We start from the raw sequence: 16,947 nt of genomic DNA on the forward strand, positions 1-16,947 counted from the left end.
GGACGGCAGGGGTCGTACGGCGGTCGTACGGCGCGAAGGGTGTGGCGGAAAGTTACCGCGCACCGCGCGAGCTACGCGCGTAGCTCCGCCAAATTGTGGAGCAGCCTGGCCCAAAAGTGAAGGAGGGCGGGGCTGTTCCGGTTGTCCGGCGGACCGCTGTCCGTACGGACGCAGGAAGCGGGGCCCGGAGAGCAGCGTGAGCAACTCCGCGGGCCCCGTCCTCAAGAGGTGGGTCAGATGGTCGTCTTGACCTTGATCGTGCCGTCCACGATCTTCTTCTTCGCCTCGTCCAGCTTCGCCTGGATGTCCTTGATGTGGTCGCCCGTGGTGGTCAGGGTGACGCCGTTCTCGGCCAGGGAGTAGGTGGAGGTGCCGGTCTTCGCCTTGCCGTCCTTGACGGACTTGGCCAGCTCGAAGACGCCCGCGTCGACGTTCTTCACGACGGAGGTGAGGATCGACGCCTTGTACTTGGACAGCGACGGGTCCAGGGCCTGGTCGGAGTCGACGCCGATCGCCCAGGAGCCCTTCTTGCCCGCGACGGCCTCGATGGCGCCGGCGCCGGAACCGCCCGCGGCGGTGTAGACGACGTCGATGCCCTTGTCGAGCATGCCCTTGGCGGCGGCCTTGCCCTTGTCCGGGCTGCCGAAGCCGGTGATGTCCGAGCCGGTGCCGAGGTACTGGATCTGCACCTTGGCCTTCGGGTTCGTCTCGGTGACGCCCTGCTCGAAGCCGGCCGCGAACTTCTTGATCAGCGGGGTGTCCACGGCGCCGATGAAGCCGACCTGGGCGCTCTTGGACTTGAGGGCCGCGGCGACACCGGCGAGGTAGGAGCCCTGCTCCTCGGTGAAGACGATGTTGTTGACGTTCTTCTCTTCGGAGATCGAGTCGACCAGGCCGAAGTTCACCTTGGGGTGCTTCTTGGCGACCTTGTCGACCGCGTCCTTGTACGCGAAACCGACGGCGACGACCGGGTTGAAGCCGCCCTCGGCGAGCGAGGCGAGGCGCGCCTCGCGGTCGGCGGGGGTCTCGTTGGCCTTGGCCGTGAGCTCCTTGGTCTCGGCGCCAAGGTCCTTCTTGGCCTTGTCGAGACCGCGCGCAGCGGAGTCGTTGAACGAGTTGTCACCACGGCCGCCGACGTCGTAGGCCATGCCGATCTTCAGCTTGCCGTCCGCACCGGAGCTGGAGCTCCCGGTGGAGGACTCGCCACACGCGGTGGCGGTGAACGCGAGGGCCGCGGTGGCGACGCTCGCTGCAGCGATCTTGGATACCCGGCGCACGGGACGCTCCTTCAACCTGACCGAAGCGCCTCTGAACGGCGCTGGTTTCGCGGCGATCGTAACGCGCGTAGATGTCACGTAAAGACCCGTTCATCAGTCGTTACCGGATCGTCGCGCGTTCGAATCGCCAGGGTGTGTCGTACATAAGCAATGTACATACTCACAACGGACATAGCGAGTGGCCCCGTAGGAACCTACAAAAGGGCGTCCGCGGGACCTTCCGGTCACCGCGCACGCCCTACCGCTCCTTCCGGCGCCGACCCCTCGCGCCCCTGGCGCCGGCCCTCGTACGCCCTGGTCCTAGCCCTGTACGTCCATGAGCGCGGCCGCGGTGAAGAGCTCCACCCCGACCGTGATGGCACTCTCGTCGGCGTCGAAGTCGCCCCGGTGCAGGTCGCGCTTGGTGGTGTCGCCGGGGGTGCGGACGCCCAGCCGGGCCATCGCGCCGGGGACGTGTTCGAGGTACCAGGAGAAGTCCTCGCCGCCGAGGCTCTGCTCGGTGTCCTCGATGGAGTACGGGCCGCGCCGCGCGGCCATCGCGCCGACCAGCAGGTCGACGACCGCGCCGTCGTTGACGACCGGCGGGACGCCCCGGATGTAGTTGATCTGCGACTTGGCGCCGTACAGGTCGGCGATGTCGGCGACGGCCGCGTGGATGAGGTCGGGGGCGTCGCGCCAGGTGTCCAGGTCCAGGCAGCGGACCGTGCCGGCCAGTTCGGCGTGCATCGGGATGACGTTGCAGGCGTGGCCGGACTCGATGCGGCCCCAGGTGACGGAGAGGCCCGAGCGGGCGTCGACGCGGCGCGAGATGACGGCGGGGACCTCTGTCGCCACCTTCGCCACAGCGGTCACCAGGTCCGTGGTCAGATGCGGGCGGGCGGTATGTCCGCCGGGTCCGTCAAGGGCGATTTCCAGCCGGTCGCAGGCCGACGTGATGGGGCCGGTACGGAGGCCGATCCTCCCCGCGTCGACCTTGGGGTCGCAGTGCACGGCGATCATCCTGCCGACCCCCTCCAGCACCCCGCTCTTGATCGCGTCGGCGGCGCCGCCGGGCAGCACCTCCTCGGCGGGCTGGAACAACAGCCGCACCGGGCGCGGCAGTTGACCCCGCCGGTGCAGTTCGGCGAGGACCAGGCCGGCCCCGAGGGCGACGGTGGTGTGCACGTCGTGCCCACAGGCGTGCGCCCGGTCCGGGACGGTCGAGCGGTACGCCACCCCCACCTTGGCGTCCGGAATCGGCAGCGCGTCGATGTCCGCCCGCACGGCGAGCATCGGCGTCACGCCGTCCCACTCACCGATGTCGCAGACGAGCCCGGTGCCTGAGGCGAGCACGCGCGGCGCGAGGCCCGCCTGCTCCAGACGGGCCTTGATCGCGGCGGTGGTGCGGAACTCCTGGTTGCCGAGCTCGGGGTGCATGTGCAAGTCCCGGCGGAATGCGATCAGTTCGGCACGCAGCGCATCGGGCAGCGTGCCGGGCAGATCGTCTCCGGCGTCGGGACCGGCTTCGGACACGAGGGAGATCAACTGGTTCACCCCGTCAACGGTAGGCGCTCCCGGCCCCCAACTGCCTACCCATCAACAAAAGTTCAGCCCGATAGGCGTAAGAAAAATGACGGAGTGAGGTGTGCCCACGATGTGAGACGGGTATGACATTTGGTTACGTCGCGGGCAGTACGCGGAGTTTCCGCACGTCACGGGCGGTCCCGCTGACTCCGGCGAGGAATCCCCGGGCGCGCGGCGAGGCGTCGGCCGACAGCCAGCCAGGATCGATGTCGCACACCGCCACCTTCACGTCCGTCCCCACGAGTGCCCGCGGGAGCGTGTGTACGACCGTGGAGGGGAAGCTCAGGATCGTACGCCCGATCGGGCCCCGGCGGGCGATCACTTCGAGGGGCAGATCGGGCCGGACGATCTCAAGTCCGGTCTCCAGGGCGAGCCGGTGCAGTTTGTCGGCGCTCTCGCGGCGGTGGGCGAAGTAGCGGGTGGCGCCGTGGCTGAGGGTGAGGGAGCGGACGGCGCGGAGGTAGTGCTCGGGGTCCACCACGCCCGTCTCCACCAGGGACGTACCGACGAGGTCGGCGGTGCGCGTGATGCGGGGCGGGCCGAACCGGGCACGGGTCCAGGCGAGGTCGTTGGAGGTGACGGTGATGCCGGGCAGGGCCTCGGCGACCGGCATCGCGGTGAAGAGTTCCACGGTGCGCCGGGGGCCAGGAGCGAGCCGACGGCGTGCGGAGGTGGTCACGGGGGCGAGGAGGAGTTCGCGCACCCCCGGGCGGCTGCCGCGCCGGTGCCAGCGCACCAGGCGCTCCCCGCGGGCGAGCTGCCCGGCGAACTCCATCGTCGCCGTCCCGTCGTCCACGACCACCAGGGCCGGCGCCCTCACCAGCGTGAGCAGCAGCTGTACGTACCGGGAGAAGGGGTCGCCGATGACGACCCGTTCGGCCCTTCGCAGGGCGGGGGCGAGCCCCGCGACGGTACGCAGCGGCGCCCCGGCCCCCTCGCGGGCGTCCTCCCAGCGGACCGCGCAGCCCTCGTCGCGGGCCAGCTCGGCCATCCGGCGGAGCTGGCCGCGGGACATCGGGTCGCGCGGGGAGAGGACGACGACGGTCACGTCCGCCATGTCGTACGCGGTGACGTGGGCCCACTCCAGGACGTTGAGGAGCTGGACCGGGCTCTCGACGAAGGCGAGGGTGCCGCGGCCGCCGGGGGCCCCGGCAGGGGTGCTCGCCGGGACGCTGAACAGGTCGCTGGACAGGTCGCTGGACGGAGTGCTCGGCGGGGAGCCTGCCGGAGTGCTTCCCGGGGTGCGTCCGGGAGTGCTTCCGGGGGTGCTTCCGGGGGCGCTGGCTGGGGCCATGGCGATCAGACTCCTACGGGCTGCTGCTCGGCGACCACGCCCGGGACCCGGCGCAGCTTGCGCATCGGGGCGAGCTCGGACTCGTACACCTTCTTGACGCCGTCGCCGAGCGAGGCCTCGATGGTGCGGATGTCGCGGACGAGGCGGGTGAGACCGCCGGGCTCGACGGACGCGGCCTGGTCGGAGCCCCACATGGCGCGGTCGAGGGTGATGTGCCGCTCGACGAAGGCGGCGCCGAGGGCGACGGCGGCGAGGGTGGTCTGCAGGCCGGTCTCGTGGCCGCTGTAGCCGATGGGGACGTTGGGGTACTCGGCCTGGAGGGTGTTGATGACCCGCAGGTTCAGCTCGTCGGCGACGGCCGGGTAGGTCGAAGTGGCGTGGCAGAGCAGGATGTTGGCGCTGCCGAGCACCTCGACGGCGTGCCGGATCTGGGCCGGGGTCGACATGCCGGTGGAGAGGATGACCGTACGGCCGGTGGAGCGGAGCGCGCGGAGCAGCTCGTCGTCGGTGAGCGAGGCGGAGGCCACCTTGTGGGCGGGGAGGTCGAACTTCTCCAGGAAGGCGACGGCCTCGGTGTCCCACGGCGATGCGAACCAGTCGATGCCGCGCTTCTTGCAGTGGGCGTCGATGGACCGGTACTCGTCCTCGCCGAACTCGACGCGGTGCCGGTAGTCGATGTAGGTCATGCGGCCCCACGGGGTGTCGCGCTCGATGTCCCACTGGTCGCGCGGGGTGCAGATCTCCGGGGTCCGCTTCTGGAACTTCACGGCGTCGCAGCCGGCTTCGGCGGCGGCGTCGATCAGGGCGAGGGCCTTGTCGAGGTCACCGTTGTGGTTGATGCCGATCTCACCGGTGATGTAGACGGGGTGGCCGGGGCCCGCGGTCTTGGAGCCGAGGGTGCGGAGGCGGGTGGCGTTGCTCATCTTGCGTGTCCTTAAAGGGTGTTGGGGTGATTTCGGGTCTTACGCAGGGGTGTTGAGGGTCGGGCCGAGGAGCCAGGCGGCGATCTCGCGGATGGCTCCGCCGCCGCCGGGTGTGGTGGTCACGGTGCGGGCGGCGGCGCGGACGCTGTCGTGGGCGTCGGCCACGGCGACGGGCCAGCCCGCGAGGGCGAAGCAGGGGAGGTCGTTGACGTCGTTGCCGACGTAGAGGACGCGGGAGGGGTCCACGGTCTGCTCCTCGCACCACGCCTTGAGGGCGACGTCCTTGCGGTCGATGCCGTGCAGCACCGGGATGCGGAGCTTGCGGGCGCGGGCGGCGACGACGGGGTTGCGCTCGGTGGAGAGGGTGAGGACCGGGATCCCGGCGTCGCGGAGCGCGGCGATCCCGAGGCCGTCCCCCCGGTGCACGGCGACGGTCTCGCGCCCGTCGGCGTCGACCAGCACGCGGTCGTCGGTCTGCGTCCCGTCGAAGTCCATGACGACGGCGTCGACGTCCCGGAGGGTGGGCCGCGAGGGCGGATCGAGAAGGGGCGCGAGGGCGCGGGCCCTGGCGAGGTCGTGCGGATCGTCGACTTCGAGGACCCGGGCGGGGTCGGTACGGACCAGGGCGGTGTGCCCGAAGAACCGGTGCCGGTGGGTACGGAACCCGGGGACGGCCATGGCGTACGCGGCCCCGGTCTCCAGAAAGTCCTGCGGCCGGTCCTGCCGCCGGGGCCGAGTGGCCTTGTCGTGATTCACGCCGGATCCCGTGCGGGTGCGTCGTGGCTGGTCGCGCAGTTCCCCGCGCCCCTGAAGGGGCGCCCTCTCGTTCAGGTCCGCGCTCGCCACCGCCCCGGGCTCCGCAGACGGCTCACCCTCCCGCCACACGAACCCGTGGAAGGGAGCCACCGTCACCGCCGTGTCCGCCCCGTCAAGGACCGCCCCCGCGACCCCGTCCACGTCATCCCCCGTCACGAAGGGACTCGTGCACTGCACCAGCAGCACCACATCCGCCTCGTACTCCTGCGCGTCCAGCGCATGCAGCACCGCCGCCTCACTCGAAGCGGTGTCACCGGCCAACTCCCCCGGCCGCACCACCACTTCCGCCCCCGCGGCCAGCGCCACCGCCGCGATCCCGTCGTCGTCCGTCGAGACGACCACCTCGCTCACGTGCCGCGCCGCCAGGCACGCCCGTACCGCACGTACCAGCAGCGGCACTCCCCCCACCTCGGCGAGGTTCTTTCCGGGGACGCCCTTGGACCCGCCCCGTGCGGGGATGACCGCCAGGACTCTCTGAGGGGCATGCATCACAGCTCTCCCATGCGTCGGATTACGGGCGCCACCCGCTGCACCCCGTGCCGGTAAGCCCCCCGCGCCGCATCCCGCACCGCGTCGCGCACGACCCGCCGTACGCCCGTGACCCGCGCGGGCGGTGCCTCGTCGAGGCGGTGGCGGGCGAGGATGCCGGGGAGGTAGCCGGTGGCGGATTCCGGGGTGTAGAAGGGCGCGGGGGAAGGGAGTTCGGGCCGGCCGCGAAGGTCCGCGATCTTCTCCCGTACCGCCTCGTACGGATCGTTCTGCGTGACGACCCCGTGCCTGACCAGCCACTGGGCGTCCGCCGTCGGCCGGTGCCCGGCGTCCAGGCGGTCCCACGAGGTGAGGCATCCGGAGCCGAGGAAGTGGTGGTTGCCCAGCGGCTCGCGCACGCCCAGGTCGGTCAGTACCGCCGTCGGGATGCGCCGGTGCAGCGATTCCAGCGCCGCCGTGGAGCTGACCGTGACCAGCAGTCCCGCCCGGTCGAGCACTTCGCCCATGTGCCCGTACGCGAGGCGGAAGTTGGGCGGCGGGGCGACGGGGAGGTCCTGCACCAGCCGCTGGTACGGGAGCTCCTCCACATGCGTGGTGTGCTCCCCCGGTTTGCTGCGCAGCTTCAGCACCACCTCACGCCCCGGATACAGCCGTGCGTGCTCCACCAGCCGGCGCAGCAGATACGCGCGGTCGGCCCGCTTCTCCGGCACGGAGGGCTGCGCGGCGAAGACGACCGCGTCGGCGACTCCGCCGTAGGGCGCACCGCCGAGGAAGGGCAGCCGCGCACCGGTCACCGCCGACGCGTCGGCGCCCACGCCCTCGTACACCTCCCTGAACCGGCCTTCGTCATGAGGGGAGTTGGCGAGTACGAGGTCCGCGCCGTGCCGCAGCAGCAGTCCGTCGGCGAGCTTCTCGTAGACGACTCCGACGTAGCCGGTGACGAGGACCGGCCGGCGGGACGGTCCTGGCCAGAGGCGGGCGAGGCCGTGCAGCAGCGCCTGGACGGAGCCGCCCACCAGTGCGAGGACGATCACGTCGTACGCGTCCGCTTCCCGGCCCATGGCGGCGATGAATTCGGCCCCTGTCACCTCGCGCGGGGCGGCGAACTCCCCGCCGACCTCGCCGAGCTGACGTGCCGTCGGTGTGGCGCGTCCACGCAGCAGGAAGCCGGTGACGGCACAGGCACCGGTGCCGCCGGGGGCTCCGGATTCCCCGGAGTCGCCGGGGCCGCTTTTCCCGACTATCCGACGAGCAGTGAGCGCACCCCATTTCCAACGAGTGTCCGAATCCGCGAGTACAGCAACTCGCAGTGAATTACCGTGGCTTGCACCGCTGCTCGTTCCGCTGCTTGTTCTTGCTGGCACGACGAGAAAACTAGAGAACGATTCCGTTTGTCGGCCCAACTCGGCAGCAACAGCCGGTTAACAGCAATCGACGCGCGGATTCGAGGGCCGGAAGACCTCGTGATTCACCTTTACGACATGACCAGTTCACTCCTCATCCGTCCGCACGCCCTAATGTCCCCCGGGTGGTCAAGCTCTCCGTCGTCGTGCCGTTCTACAACGTGCAGACATACGCCCCAGATGCCCTGAGAAGTCTGCGTGCGAACGTGCGCAAGGACTTCGAATTCCTTCTCGTCGACGACTGTTCGACGGACGAGACCCCGGAACTCCTCAGCCGTGCGGAACGCGACCTTCCGGGCGCGGTCCTGCTCAGAAACGAACGCAACGGAGGCCTGGCGACCGCCCGCAACACGGGCCTGGACGCGGCCCGCGGCGAGTATCTGACCTTCCTGGACGGCGACGACTGGCTCGCCCCGGGCTATCTGTCCCAACTCCTCGCCACCATCGAGGAGTTGGGCTGCGACTTCCTCCGCACGGACCACGTCCAGTGCACGGGCCGCGCACGCACGGTGCAGCGCGTCCCGCACGGCAGGCGCGGCGAGTCCGTGTCACCGCGCGACGCGATCCTCCCCGCCGACCGGTCCACCTCGGTGGACTACGCGTACGCCTGGGCGGGCGTCTACCACCGCCGGCTCCTCGACCGGGGCCTGCTGCACTTCACGGACGGGCTGCGCACGGCGGAGGACCGGCCGTGGATCTGGCGACTGCACCGGGAGGCGGATTCCTTCGGAGTGGTCGGACTTCTCGGAGTCTTCTACCGCCGGGGAATTTCCTCCTCGCTCACTCAGATCGGGGACGTGCGCCAACTGGATTTCATCCGCGCTTTCGATCAGGTACTGGCGGAAACGGCACAGGATCCGGACGCGCGTTCCCTTCTGCCGAAGGCGGTACGCACGTACTGCGCGATCATTTCCCACCATCTGGGAAGTACGGAAAGGTTCGAACCGGCGGTGGCGAGGCAATTGCGGGCGATGAGCGCGGCGGCACTGCGGCGAATGCCGCAAGGGGTCCTGACGGAGGCCCTGAACTCGATGGACGCGGACCGGGCGAACCGGCTGCGGAGACTGCGACGCGCACCAGGACTGGGACTGCGCCAGGTCCAGAGCCAGGGACCGGCGGGGGCTGCGCTCTGATGCCCACGACGCAGATCTTCCTGGCCTCCACCATGTACGGAACGGCCACCCTCGCCGCCGCGATCGACAGCGACCTCTTCCCGCCCGCCACCCGCCGCGTCCTGCTGCTCAGCAACAACGCGGCGACCCCCGAGACGGCCCCGTCACTGACGGAGGCCCCGGGCTTCAAGTCGCTCCGGGAGCGCTTCGACGACGTGATCCACTGGAACGAGACGATCGCCCCGCTGCACCCCGGCGGCTGGACGCCGCGCGCGGACGACGTCCCCCTGTGGGAACGGCACTTGAGGCGCGAGTGGAACCTCGGCGACTCCAAGCTCTCCCTGATCCTGGAGTCGATCCAGGTCGCTCCGGCACAGGCGATCGCCCAGTGCTTCCCGGACGCGCCGATCGACGTGTACGCGGACGGCCTGATGAGCTACGGCCCGACCCGCAACAAGCTGGACCCGCTGGTCGGCGGGCGGGTGCGGCGCCTCCTCCACCTGGACCTGGTGCCGGGCCTGCGGCCACTGCTGCTGAGCGAGTTCGGGGTGCGACAGGGGACCGTACCGAAGGAAGCATTCCTCAGCGTTCTGCGCGAACTGTCCGACGGTGACGGCGACTTGGCCACGGACACCGACGCCCCCGCCCTCCTCCTCGGCCAGTACCTCTCCGCGCTCTCCATCCTCACGCCGGAGGAGGAAGAGGAGCTGCACGTACGGATGCTGCGGGGCGCCGTCGCACGCGGCCACCGCCGGGTGGTCTTCAAACCGCACCCGTCCGCGCCGGGCCGCTGGTCGCAGCTGCTGGAGCGGGAGGCGGAGCGGCTCGGCGCCCACCTCACGGTCTTCGACGCCCCGCTGATCGCCGAGGTCCTCTTCCAGCGACTGCGTCCGGCCCTCGTCGTGAGCTGCTTCTCGACGGCACTCCTCACCGCGCACGCCTTCTACGGGATCCCGGTGGCCCGGGTGGGCACCGAGGTGCTCCTCGAACGCCTCACCCCGTACGAGAACAGCAACCGCATCCCGGTGACGCTCGTCGACGCGCTCCTCCCGGACCTGGAGGCGACGACACAGGTCGCTCCCCCGCCCACCGGCGAGCTGAGCGCACTCCTCGCGGCCGTCGGCTTCGCGATGCAGCCACAGGTGCTGCGGGCCCAACGCACCAGGGCCGAGGGCTACTTGCTCTGCCACCTCTCACCCCGCACCCGCCGCTACTTCAAACGCCGCCGCCTGACGGCGCTCTCCCTGCCGGGGGCGGTACCGCAGCAGCTGGCGTTCATCCCGCGCAATGCGACGGTACGGAGGATGGCACGCCGGGTCCGCAGGCTCACGGCCTGACGCCACCGCAGGCTCACGGCCTGAGCCTGCGGAAGCGCGGTACGAGGATCGCGTGGATGAAGACCATGGCGGGGAGGGGCAGGGTTTCGCGGCGGACCAGGTCCCGCCCGGCGACCGGGCGGTCACGCCCACGTATCGTCGTACTGACGAGTCGCCCCTGCTCCGTCCCGACCTCCCTGCCTTCTCTCCCCCCTCCCCTCCCCTCCCCTCCCCTCCCCTCCCCTCCGCCCTCCCTACTACCTGCGTTCCGGACGGAACCCCGTAGCCGTCCTGGTACTCAAGTACGACATGGGAGTTGGACCCGTGGGGTGATGCTCGGGCACCCGTCCCCGACCTAACTTCGACCTACTGGCAGATGCCCACCAGCACCAGCATCGCCATCAGTGAGGGGAGCTCCACCATGGCCACCTACATCCCCCGACGACACCTGATCGCCGCAGTCATCGCGCTGGCTTTACAGGTACCGATGATGCAGGCGCTGGAGTCCGTGCCGCAGCCCGAGCGGCCGGTCGGGGCGGTTCACGAGGTCGATAGTCTCGCCCCATGAGCGCACACCGAGAAGCCGGAACAGGGGCCGGAGCAGGCGTCGGGGGCGAGGCCGGGGCCGAGGCCGCAGCTCGGGCAGCCGTCCTCCGCTCCTGGGGCTTCGAACTCCCCGACTCCCTCTTCCTGTTCGAGGAGTTCCTGGCCGCCCTCACCCCGGAGAGCGCCCGCACCCTCGCGGACCTGGACGTCTCCCCCACCGGAATCATGGACGTCCTGGCGGACCCCTCCCGCGCACCCCGCCCCGGCATCGACATCCGCTCTCACGGCCGCTACTACCGCGACCCCCCGGAGTTCCTGACCTTCCTGCACGGCGGCTCGGACGGGCTGCACTACGGCCTGTGGTTCGGCGACGGGCGTACGTGCGACGGAGTCGCCTCGTACTACACCCACGACGGAGGAGGCATCGCCCTCCACTCCACCGGCACGCCGCTCACCGCCGTACGCGACATCATCGAACGGGTCTGGCGCGACCTGCACGACGACGACCCGACGAACCCGACGAACCCGACGAACCCGGAACAGAGTCCGCGACTTCGCTCCGTCGCCCAACTCCGCACCGAACTCTGCGCGTTCGAGACGGCGGACCGTCCCGAGCTGGGCCTCGACTACTCCCGCAGCTACGACCCAGGCTTCGTCCCCCGCACGGTGGACCCGGCCCGCCTCACGACCCTCGACGAGGCGGGAGCCCTCGTCGAGGGCGACACGATCCTGGACCGGCCGCCGCACAACGGGGCGGACGAGTACCGGTTCGCGCAGTACGTGTACGCCCAGTTCGAGGACCCGACGGTGGTGTCCGACTGGGTGACCGAGGCCCGCGACCGGTGCGCGGCGGGCGACCCGGCGGAGGCCCTCGCCCTGGGCCGCGACCTGCACTGGGCGTCGGCCGGCGACCCTGCCCTGGAAGCGCACGCCCACGACCTCCTGACCCTGGCGTACCGGGCGCTGGACCGCCCCCACTTGGCGGCGCTGGTCACGGCCGTACGGGGCCACCGGGACCAGCCGAGCGTGGATGTGCTGGCCGACTGACCCGTACACGCCGGAGGCGCGCTAGACCCGCGCCATCCTGAGGGCGTACCGCTCCAGATCCGTCTTCCGCCGGGCCGCCACCTTGAACTCCTGGACACCCGCTCCTGCCCCTGCTCCCGCCTCAGTGAGGACGAGCCGCCGATCCGCCACGCGGAGCATCGCGACGCAGTCCGCACTCGACTCGCCCCAGAGGGGGCGGGCCACAGGAACATCCAGGAAGCGGTGATAGGCGAAAAGCAGGACACGACGATCGGTGAACACCACAAAGGAACCCTGAACAGCCCGCCGCCACAAGGACGTTCGCCGCGACCACCGCACCGGAACGGCCACCTTCAGCCGCTCCCCCTCCGCCAGGAGCTCCCGCACCCGGTCGTCGTCCTTCCAGGACTGCCCGCCCTGCATCGCGAGGAGCGCCAGGAGCGCCACCCCGGAAGAGAACCGCCCCCAGTCCGGCCGGTCGCCGTCAGTGATCTCGATGATGACGAACGGCACGGTGGCGGCATACAGAACCAGCGCAAGCCGCCCGCCCACCACCCGCTCCCACCTGAACCACCGCCGCTCGGGCCGCCCCGCGATGTACATCAGCCGCCCGATCACCCCCAGCCCGAGGGCAGCAAGGGCGACGAGCGCACAGAGGGCGCCGACCGGATACCCCCACCGCACGGCGAAGAACACCAGGCCTGCACAGAGCACCCCGTACCCCGAGAACACGGCGCACGCAGCGGCCCCCGGCCCCTTCCCCTTCACCCTCTCCTCCCCTCCTCCCCTCACGAGTCCAGCCAGTACTCGACGTCGCCCCGAACCCCGGGCGCCACCACCAGCTTCCGCTGCCCACCCACACCGTCCGGCAGCACCACCCGCCCACCCCGGAGGGCGACCCCGCCGCTCTCCGCGCTCCACAAGGGCGCCACCCCGCCCCCGCCCTTCCGGTCGTACGAAAAGGCCACGACCCTACGGTCCGTGCAGGCCAGCCACAGCCCCGGCCCGTGCCCCAGCCCGTGCCCCAGCATCGAATACGGCAGCCGCCCCACCGCCTCCCGCACCGGAACCACCAGCTTCAGCCGCTCCCCCGGCCCCAGCAGTCTGCTCCGATACCGCGCCTCGACCTCATCCACCCCCACCGGCGGCCCGAAGACCTTCCGGTGCACGAGTGACAGCAGCAGTACGACACCGAGCATGCCGAGGGAGGAGAGGATCTTGGTCGACGTCGCGGTATCCGAATGCCAGATGATCTGGCTGAGGACGAACACCGGCAGGAGCGGAAGGAACAGCACGACGGACCGGTAGAGCCCCTTGAGGTACCCCGCCCCGTTCCTCACCGGCGGGCACCCGCCCCGCCCCTCGTCCCGGCTCCCGCTCCTGCCCCTCCCAGCAGGAACGACACCGGGGCGAAGAGGGCGAGTCCTGCGACGCCGAGGGCCAGGGAGGTGTTCCCGGCGAGCGCGATGGCGAGCGCCAGGGCCGTCAGTACCAGCACGCCCGCCACGACCAGGGCACGCCCGTTGCGCCTGGCCCGCCGGCCGGGCACGGCGGCATCGGCACGGGGCAGCAGCATCCTGCCGGGAAGCACCACCACCGCGAGATACGAGGCCCCTGCCAGCCCCTGGCACAGCGACACGACCCACGAGGCTCCCCCGACCACCCCGGTCACCACGGCTGCACCCATCAGCAGCGCCGCTGCCCCTGCAAGAGCCCGAGCACTTTTCCGTACCTTCACCGACCGGTTCGCCCCCTCGCCGACCCCGCTGCCCCACTGGCCCCATGGGCCACCGAACGTACACACCCCACCCCCGTTGGGGCGACCGTGTGTGGAAAAGAGCCATGATGGCTCTTTTCCACACACGGTCGGGGGCGGTCCGTCCTCCCGCCCGGGTCAGCCCGTTTCCCCAGCCTGGTCCCGCAGCGCGCACCACGCCCGTTTGCTGCTGAACCCGGCAACACCGGTTTCGATGACGCGCCTTTCACCGACGACGCCAGATTCCACCTGGCGCTCTTCGCCAACGAAGCCAGGTTCAGCGCGGCCGCCTTCGGTCACCACGCCCTCATCTCCGCACGCCTTCTCCTGTGCCGCCGGACGCGCTGGATTTCGACGGCGTACCTTCAACTCCGTCATGCCACCGTTGACTTCGCGCACGCCGTCTTCGAGTACCCGCTGACCATCTCTGCCGAGCCCGCTCCGCCCGTACTCTCCGACGGAGGAGTCCTCGACGAGTCCCTCGTCACCGGAACGCCCGACGCTTCCGTCCGTATGACCTCCCTCCGCGGAGTCGACGCCGCCCACCTCGTCCTCTCGAACGTCGACCTCACCCGCTGCCTGTTCACCGGAACCATCCACCTGGAACAGCTCCGCCTCGAAGGGCTCTGCACCTTCGACAGCACGCCCTCCGGCACTCGCTGGCGACGCGGCCGGGGGGGGGGGGGGGGGGGGGGGGGGGGGGGGGGGGGGGGGGGGGGGGGGGGGCGGGGGGGGGGGGGGCGGCCGGGCCCCCCCCCGCCCCCCCCCCCCCCCCCCCCCCCCCGGCCCGCCCCCCCCGCCCCCCCCCCCCCCCGCGGCCCCCCCCGCCCCCCCCCCCCCCCCCCCCCCCCCCCGAACGCACCCTCCTCCACACCTACTGGGCCCTCTCCGGCTACGGCCTCCGCGCCACCCGCGCCCTCGGCTGGCTGCTGCTCGCCATGGCCGGCACGCTCCTCGCGATGATGCTCTGGGGCCTCCCCGCCGACGACCCGAAACCCGTCTCGCAGGGCACCGTCTCGGGCCGGGGGGACGTACGCCACGTCACCGACACGCCCCCGGCCGTCAACCCCGCCGGCACATACACCGAAATGGCCTCCCGCCTCGCCGAGCCCGTCCTCCTCGGCTTCGCCGTCCTCGCCGTACGGGGACGGGTCAAGCGGTAGCGAGGAACACCCCGGAACTTTCGTACAAGACAGGCCCACCACAGTCGGCGACGGTAGGGGCATGCGCAGACACGAAGTGGGGGACACCCCCATGGATCGCGATGCCGAGTACGGCTGGGAGGTCGCCCGCCCCCTCGGCGGCAGCTCCCTCGACGGCGTCCGGATGGCCGGATTCCGTGACCGCGTCGCCGCCGGGCTGGACATGCGGGTGATCCCCCAGCCCGCCGTGATCGTCATCATCGGGCTCGGGGGCAACCCGGTCACGGTGGAGAGCGCCACCGGGCACCGGCCCATGAGCAGCTTCGTCGCTTCGCTGTCGCCAGGACCGGCCCGCATCCGTGGCGAGCACGTCGAGTGCGTCGAAGTGTGCTTGTCGCCCCGGGCCGCCCATGCGCTGCTGGGCGTCTCCCCGCGTGAACTGCACGGGTCCGTCACCGGACTTGAGGACCTGTGGGGGCGGCCCGAGCGACGCCTCCGCGAGCAGTTGACCGACGCCACTACGTGGCAGGAACGCCTCGCGCTGACGGACGAGTTCCTCACGAAACGGGCCGCGGGGGCACCGCCGATGTCGCCCGAGGTCGCCGCCGCCTGGGACACCATCGTGGCCCGTCGCGGCCGGATCCGGGTCGGTGACCTCGCCGCGGCCTGCGGATGGAGCCGCAAGCGGCTGTGGTCCAGGTTCAGTGCCCAGATCGGCCTCACCCCCAAGCGTGCCGCCATGCTGGTCCGCTTCGACCACGCTGCCCAAGCGCTCCGCGCGGGCGAGAGCGCCAGCGACGTCGCTCTGGCGTGCGGATACGCCGACCAGCCCCATCTCCATCGCGACGTCCTGGCCCTCGCCGGGTGCACGCCGGGCGCGCTGGCCGGCAGGACCACGTCCGCCGGATAACCCGTGCTCACACACGAAGAAGGGAAGGCACCTGTGGCGAACACCGATGTCCGAGCAGCAGGCACGGCCGACCGTGATCTGATCGTCCGGCTCGCGTTCGGCAGCATGGCCGCGCAGACCCTGCGCGCGGCGGTCCGGTTGAGGGTGGTGGAGCTGGTGGGCGACACGCCGCGCCGGGCCGCCGACGTGGCCGTCGACGCCGGAGCCGAACCCCAGCCCATGACACGGCTGTTGCGCGCCCTGGCCGGGCTCGGTGTGCTGCGGGAACACGCCCCCGATTCCTTCTCGGTGACCTCCGCGGGCGCACTCCTCGACCCCAGTCGCCCCGACTCGCTCAAGTCGTTCGTGAGGATGTTCACCGAGCCGGCGATCGTACGCGCCTGGGAGCACCTGGACGGCAGCGTCCGGACCGGTGAGGTCGCGTTCGACGCCGTCTTCGGCACGGACTTCTTCAGCCACCTCGCCCAGCACCCCGAGTTGTCAGCGGAGTTCAACGCGGCGATGGGCCAGGCCGTCTCGGAGACCGCCGCCGTGCTGCCGTACGCCTTCGACTTCGGCCGGTTCACCACGGTCACGGACGTCGGCGGGGGCGACGGAACCCTGCTGGCCGGTGTGCTCTCCGCGCATCCGGGCCTCACCGGTGCGGTCTACGACACGGCGGAGGGTCTGGCCGAGGCACCGAAGACGCTGGCGCGGCACGGGCTGGAGGACCGCTGCTCGCTGATCGCCGGGGACTTCTTCCGTTCGGTCCCCGAGGGCTCGGACCTCTATCTGATGAAGAGCGTCCTGCACGACTGGACGGACGACCAGGTGGTCACGATCCTGAGCCACTGCCGCGAGGTGCTGCCGCCCGGCGGGCTCGTCCTGATCGTGGAGCCCGTGCTCCCCGAAGTCGTCGACACCAGCGCGGAACCCGACGTCAGCGACGGCGGAGTCACGTACTTGAGCGACCTCAACATGCTGGTGAACGTGGGCGGCAGGGAGCGCACCCGCAAGGACTTCGAGGAAGTGTGCCACCGCGCGGGCCTGTCCCTCACGGCGGTCACCCCGCTGGCGGAGGCCGCACCGTACTCCCTCATCGAGGTCGTGGCGGGCTGACGGCAAGCTGGGCGACTATGCGTGGAAACGAGCGATGATGGCTCGGATTCACGCACGGTCGCCCTGTCCCCGCAGCACGCACCGCACCCGCGCGGCGCTGAACTCCCCTCCCTTCAGCACCTGTTCGGGTGACGAGGTCAGGGGGGAGCTTCGGTGCGGTGGCGGTGGCGGAGGGCCGGCCGCCAGCTCCGCCTCTGCGGGCGGCGGCGGTGCCGGTGGCGGTGCGCCCGGAGGTGGGGGCGGTCTCGCCGCTCTGGCGAGGCCGCGCCTGCCGCA

17 protein-coding genes are annotated in these 16,947 nt (G+C 71.1%); 7 read left to right on the forward strand and 10 right to left on the reverse strand.

All coding sequences use genetic code 11. The features are described from left to right. Nucleotides 1-233: 233 nt before the first annotated feature. The 6 genes from ACH4SP_RS22935 to ACH4SP_RS22960 all read right to left on the reverse strand — a co-directional run bounded on the left by ACH4SP_RS22935 (nt 234) and on the right by ACH4SP_RS22960 (nt 7,726). The gene (locus ACH4SP_RS22935; protein WP_398417398.1) at nt 234-1,277 is read right to left on the reverse strand and encodes a BMP family protein; all 1,044 of its coding nucleotides are present in this window, start codon (nt 1,275-1,277) and stop codon (nt 234-236) included. 300 nt (nt 1,278-1,577) lie between these two features. Then, nucleotides 1,578-2,801, reverse strand: coding sequence for an amidohydrolase (locus ACH4SP_RS22940; protein ID WP_398417761.1), 1,224 nt, complete (start codon nt 2,799-2,801; stop codon nt 1,578-1,580). A gap of 133 nt (nt 2,802-2,934) precedes the next feature. Next, nucleotides 2,935-4,134 (reverse strand): hypothetical protein, encoded by a 1,200-nt coding sequence (locus tag ACH4SP_RS22945; protein WP_398417399.1) that lies wholly within the window; start codon nt 4,132-4,134, stop codon nt 2,935-2,937. A 5-nt stretch (nt 4,135-4,139) separates the two neighbouring features. After that, the gene (locus ACH4SP_RS22950; RefSeq protein ID WP_398417400.1) at nt 4,140-5,057 is read right to left on the reverse strand and encodes an N-acetylneuraminate synthase family protein; all 918 of its coding nucleotides are present in this window, start codon (nt 5,055-5,057) and stop codon (nt 4,140-4,142) included. Between the two features lie 39 nt (nt 5,058-5,096). Continuing rightward, nucleotides 5,097-6,362 (reverse strand): cytidylyltransferase domain-containing protein, encoded by a 1,266-nt coding sequence (locus ACH4SP_RS22955; RefSeq protein WP_398417401.1) that lies wholly within the window; start codon nt 6,360-6,362, stop codon nt 5,097-5,099. Further along, on the reverse strand, nt 6,362-7,726 hold the full coding sequence (locus ACH4SP_RS22960; RefSeq protein WP_398417402.1) for a DUF6716 putative glycosyltransferase: 1,365 nt from the start codon (nt 7,724-7,726) through the stop codon (nt 6,362-6,364). Before ACH4SP_RS22960 ends, ACH4SP_RS22955 begins: the two co-directional genes overlap by 1 nt. A 164-nt stretch (nt 7,727-7,890) precedes the next feature. On the opposite strand from ACH4SP_RS22960, the gene ACH4SP_RS22965 reads away from it, so the two are divergent. The 4 genes from ACH4SP_RS22965 (at nt 7,891) to ACH4SP_RS22980 (ending at nt 11,786) form a co-directional block, all read left to right on the forward strand. Further along, nucleotides 7,891-8,898, forward strand: coding sequence for a glycosyltransferase family 2 protein (locus tag ACH4SP_RS22965; RefSeq protein WP_398417403.1), 1,008 nt, complete (start codon nt 7,891-7,893; stop codon nt 8,896-8,898). Next, the gene (locus ACH4SP_RS22970) at nt 8,898-10,214 is read left to right on the forward strand and encodes an alpha-2,8-polysialyltransferase family protein (protein ID WP_398417404.1); all 1,317 of its coding nucleotides are present in this window, start codon (nt 8,898-8,900) and stop codon (nt 10,212-10,214) included. Before ACH4SP_RS22965 ends, ACH4SP_RS22970 begins: the two co-directional genes overlap by 1 nt. 400 nt (nt 10,215-10,614) lie before the next feature. Further along, a complete protein-coding gene (locus ACH4SP_RS22975; protein ID WP_398417405.1) occupies nt 10,615-10,761 on the forward strand; it encodes a hypothetical protein in 147 nt (48 codons plus the stop codon). Then, entirely contained in the window at nt 10,758-11,786 is a 1,029-nt protein-coding gene (locus tag ACH4SP_RS22980; protein ID WP_398417406.1) for a hypothetical protein, read from the forward strand. The genes ACH4SP_RS22975 and ACH4SP_RS22980 overlap by 4 nt, the downstream gene beginning before the upstream one ends. A gap of 21 nt (nt 11,787-11,807) precedes the next feature. Here ACH4SP_RS22980 and ACH4SP_RS22985 read toward each other — a convergent pair whose 3' ends face one another. From ACH4SP_RS22985 to ACH4SP_RS23000, 4 genes are all read right to left on the reverse strand, one after another. Then, nucleotides 11,808-12,533 carry a hypothetical protein gene (locus ACH4SP_RS22985; RefSeq protein WP_398417407.1) on the reverse strand — a complete coding sequence of 242 codons (726 nt, stop codon included), beginning with the start codon at nt 12,531-12,533 and terminating at the stop codon, nt 11,808-11,810. A gap of 20 nt (nt 12,534-12,553) precedes the next feature. Continuing rightward, on the reverse strand, nt 12,554-13,105 hold the full coding sequence (locus ACH4SP_RS22990) for a hypothetical protein (RefSeq protein ID WP_398417408.1): 552 nt from the start codon (nt 13,103-13,105) through the stop codon (nt 12,554-12,556). Beyond that, nucleotides 13,102-13,452 (reverse strand): hypothetical protein, encoded by a 351-nt coding sequence (locus ACH4SP_RS22995; protein ID WP_398417409.1) that lies wholly within the window; start codon nt 13,450-13,452, stop codon nt 13,102-13,104. The genes ACH4SP_RS22990 and ACH4SP_RS22995 overlap by 4 nt, the downstream gene beginning before the upstream one ends. Nucleotides 13,453-13,659: 207 nt before the next feature. After that, nucleotides 13,660-14,121, reverse strand: coding sequence for a hypothetical protein (locus ACH4SP_RS23000; RefSeq protein ID WP_398417410.1), 462 nt, complete (start codon nt 14,119-14,121; stop codon nt 13,660-13,662). A 338-nt stretch (nt 14,122-14,459) separates the two neighbouring features. Here ACH4SP_RS23000 and ACH4SP_RS23005 point away from each other — a divergent pair, with 338 nt between their 5' ends. The 3 genes from ACH4SP_RS23005 to ACH4SP_RS23015 all read left to right on the forward strand — a co-directional run bounded on the left by ACH4SP_RS23005 (nt 14,460) and on the right by ACH4SP_RS23015 (nt 16,671). Continuing rightward, a complete protein-coding gene (locus ACH4SP_RS23005; protein WP_398417411.1) occupies nt 14,460-14,684 on the forward strand; it encodes a hypothetical protein in 225 nt (74 codons plus the stop codon). A 61-nt stretch (nt 14,685-14,745) separates the two neighbouring features. Continuing rightward, nucleotides 14,746-15,573 (forward strand): helix-turn-helix transcriptional regulator, encoded by an 828-nt coding sequence (locus tag ACH4SP_RS23010; protein WP_398417412.1) that lies wholly within the window; start codon nt 14,746-14,748, stop codon nt 15,571-15,573. A gap of 33 nt (nt 15,574-15,606) precedes the next feature. After that, entirely contained in the window at nt 15,607-16,671 is a 1,065-nt protein-coding gene (locus ACH4SP_RS23015) for a methyltransferase (RefSeq protein ID WP_398417413.1), read from the forward strand. The last annotated feature ends 276 nt before the right edge of the window (nt 16,672-16,947 follow it).

It is taken from the genome of Streptomyces sp. NPDC021093 (assembly GCF_044333135.1).
Taxonomy (GTDB): domain Bacteria; phylum Actinomycetota; class Actinomycetes; order Streptomycetales; family Streptomycetaceae; genus Streptomyces.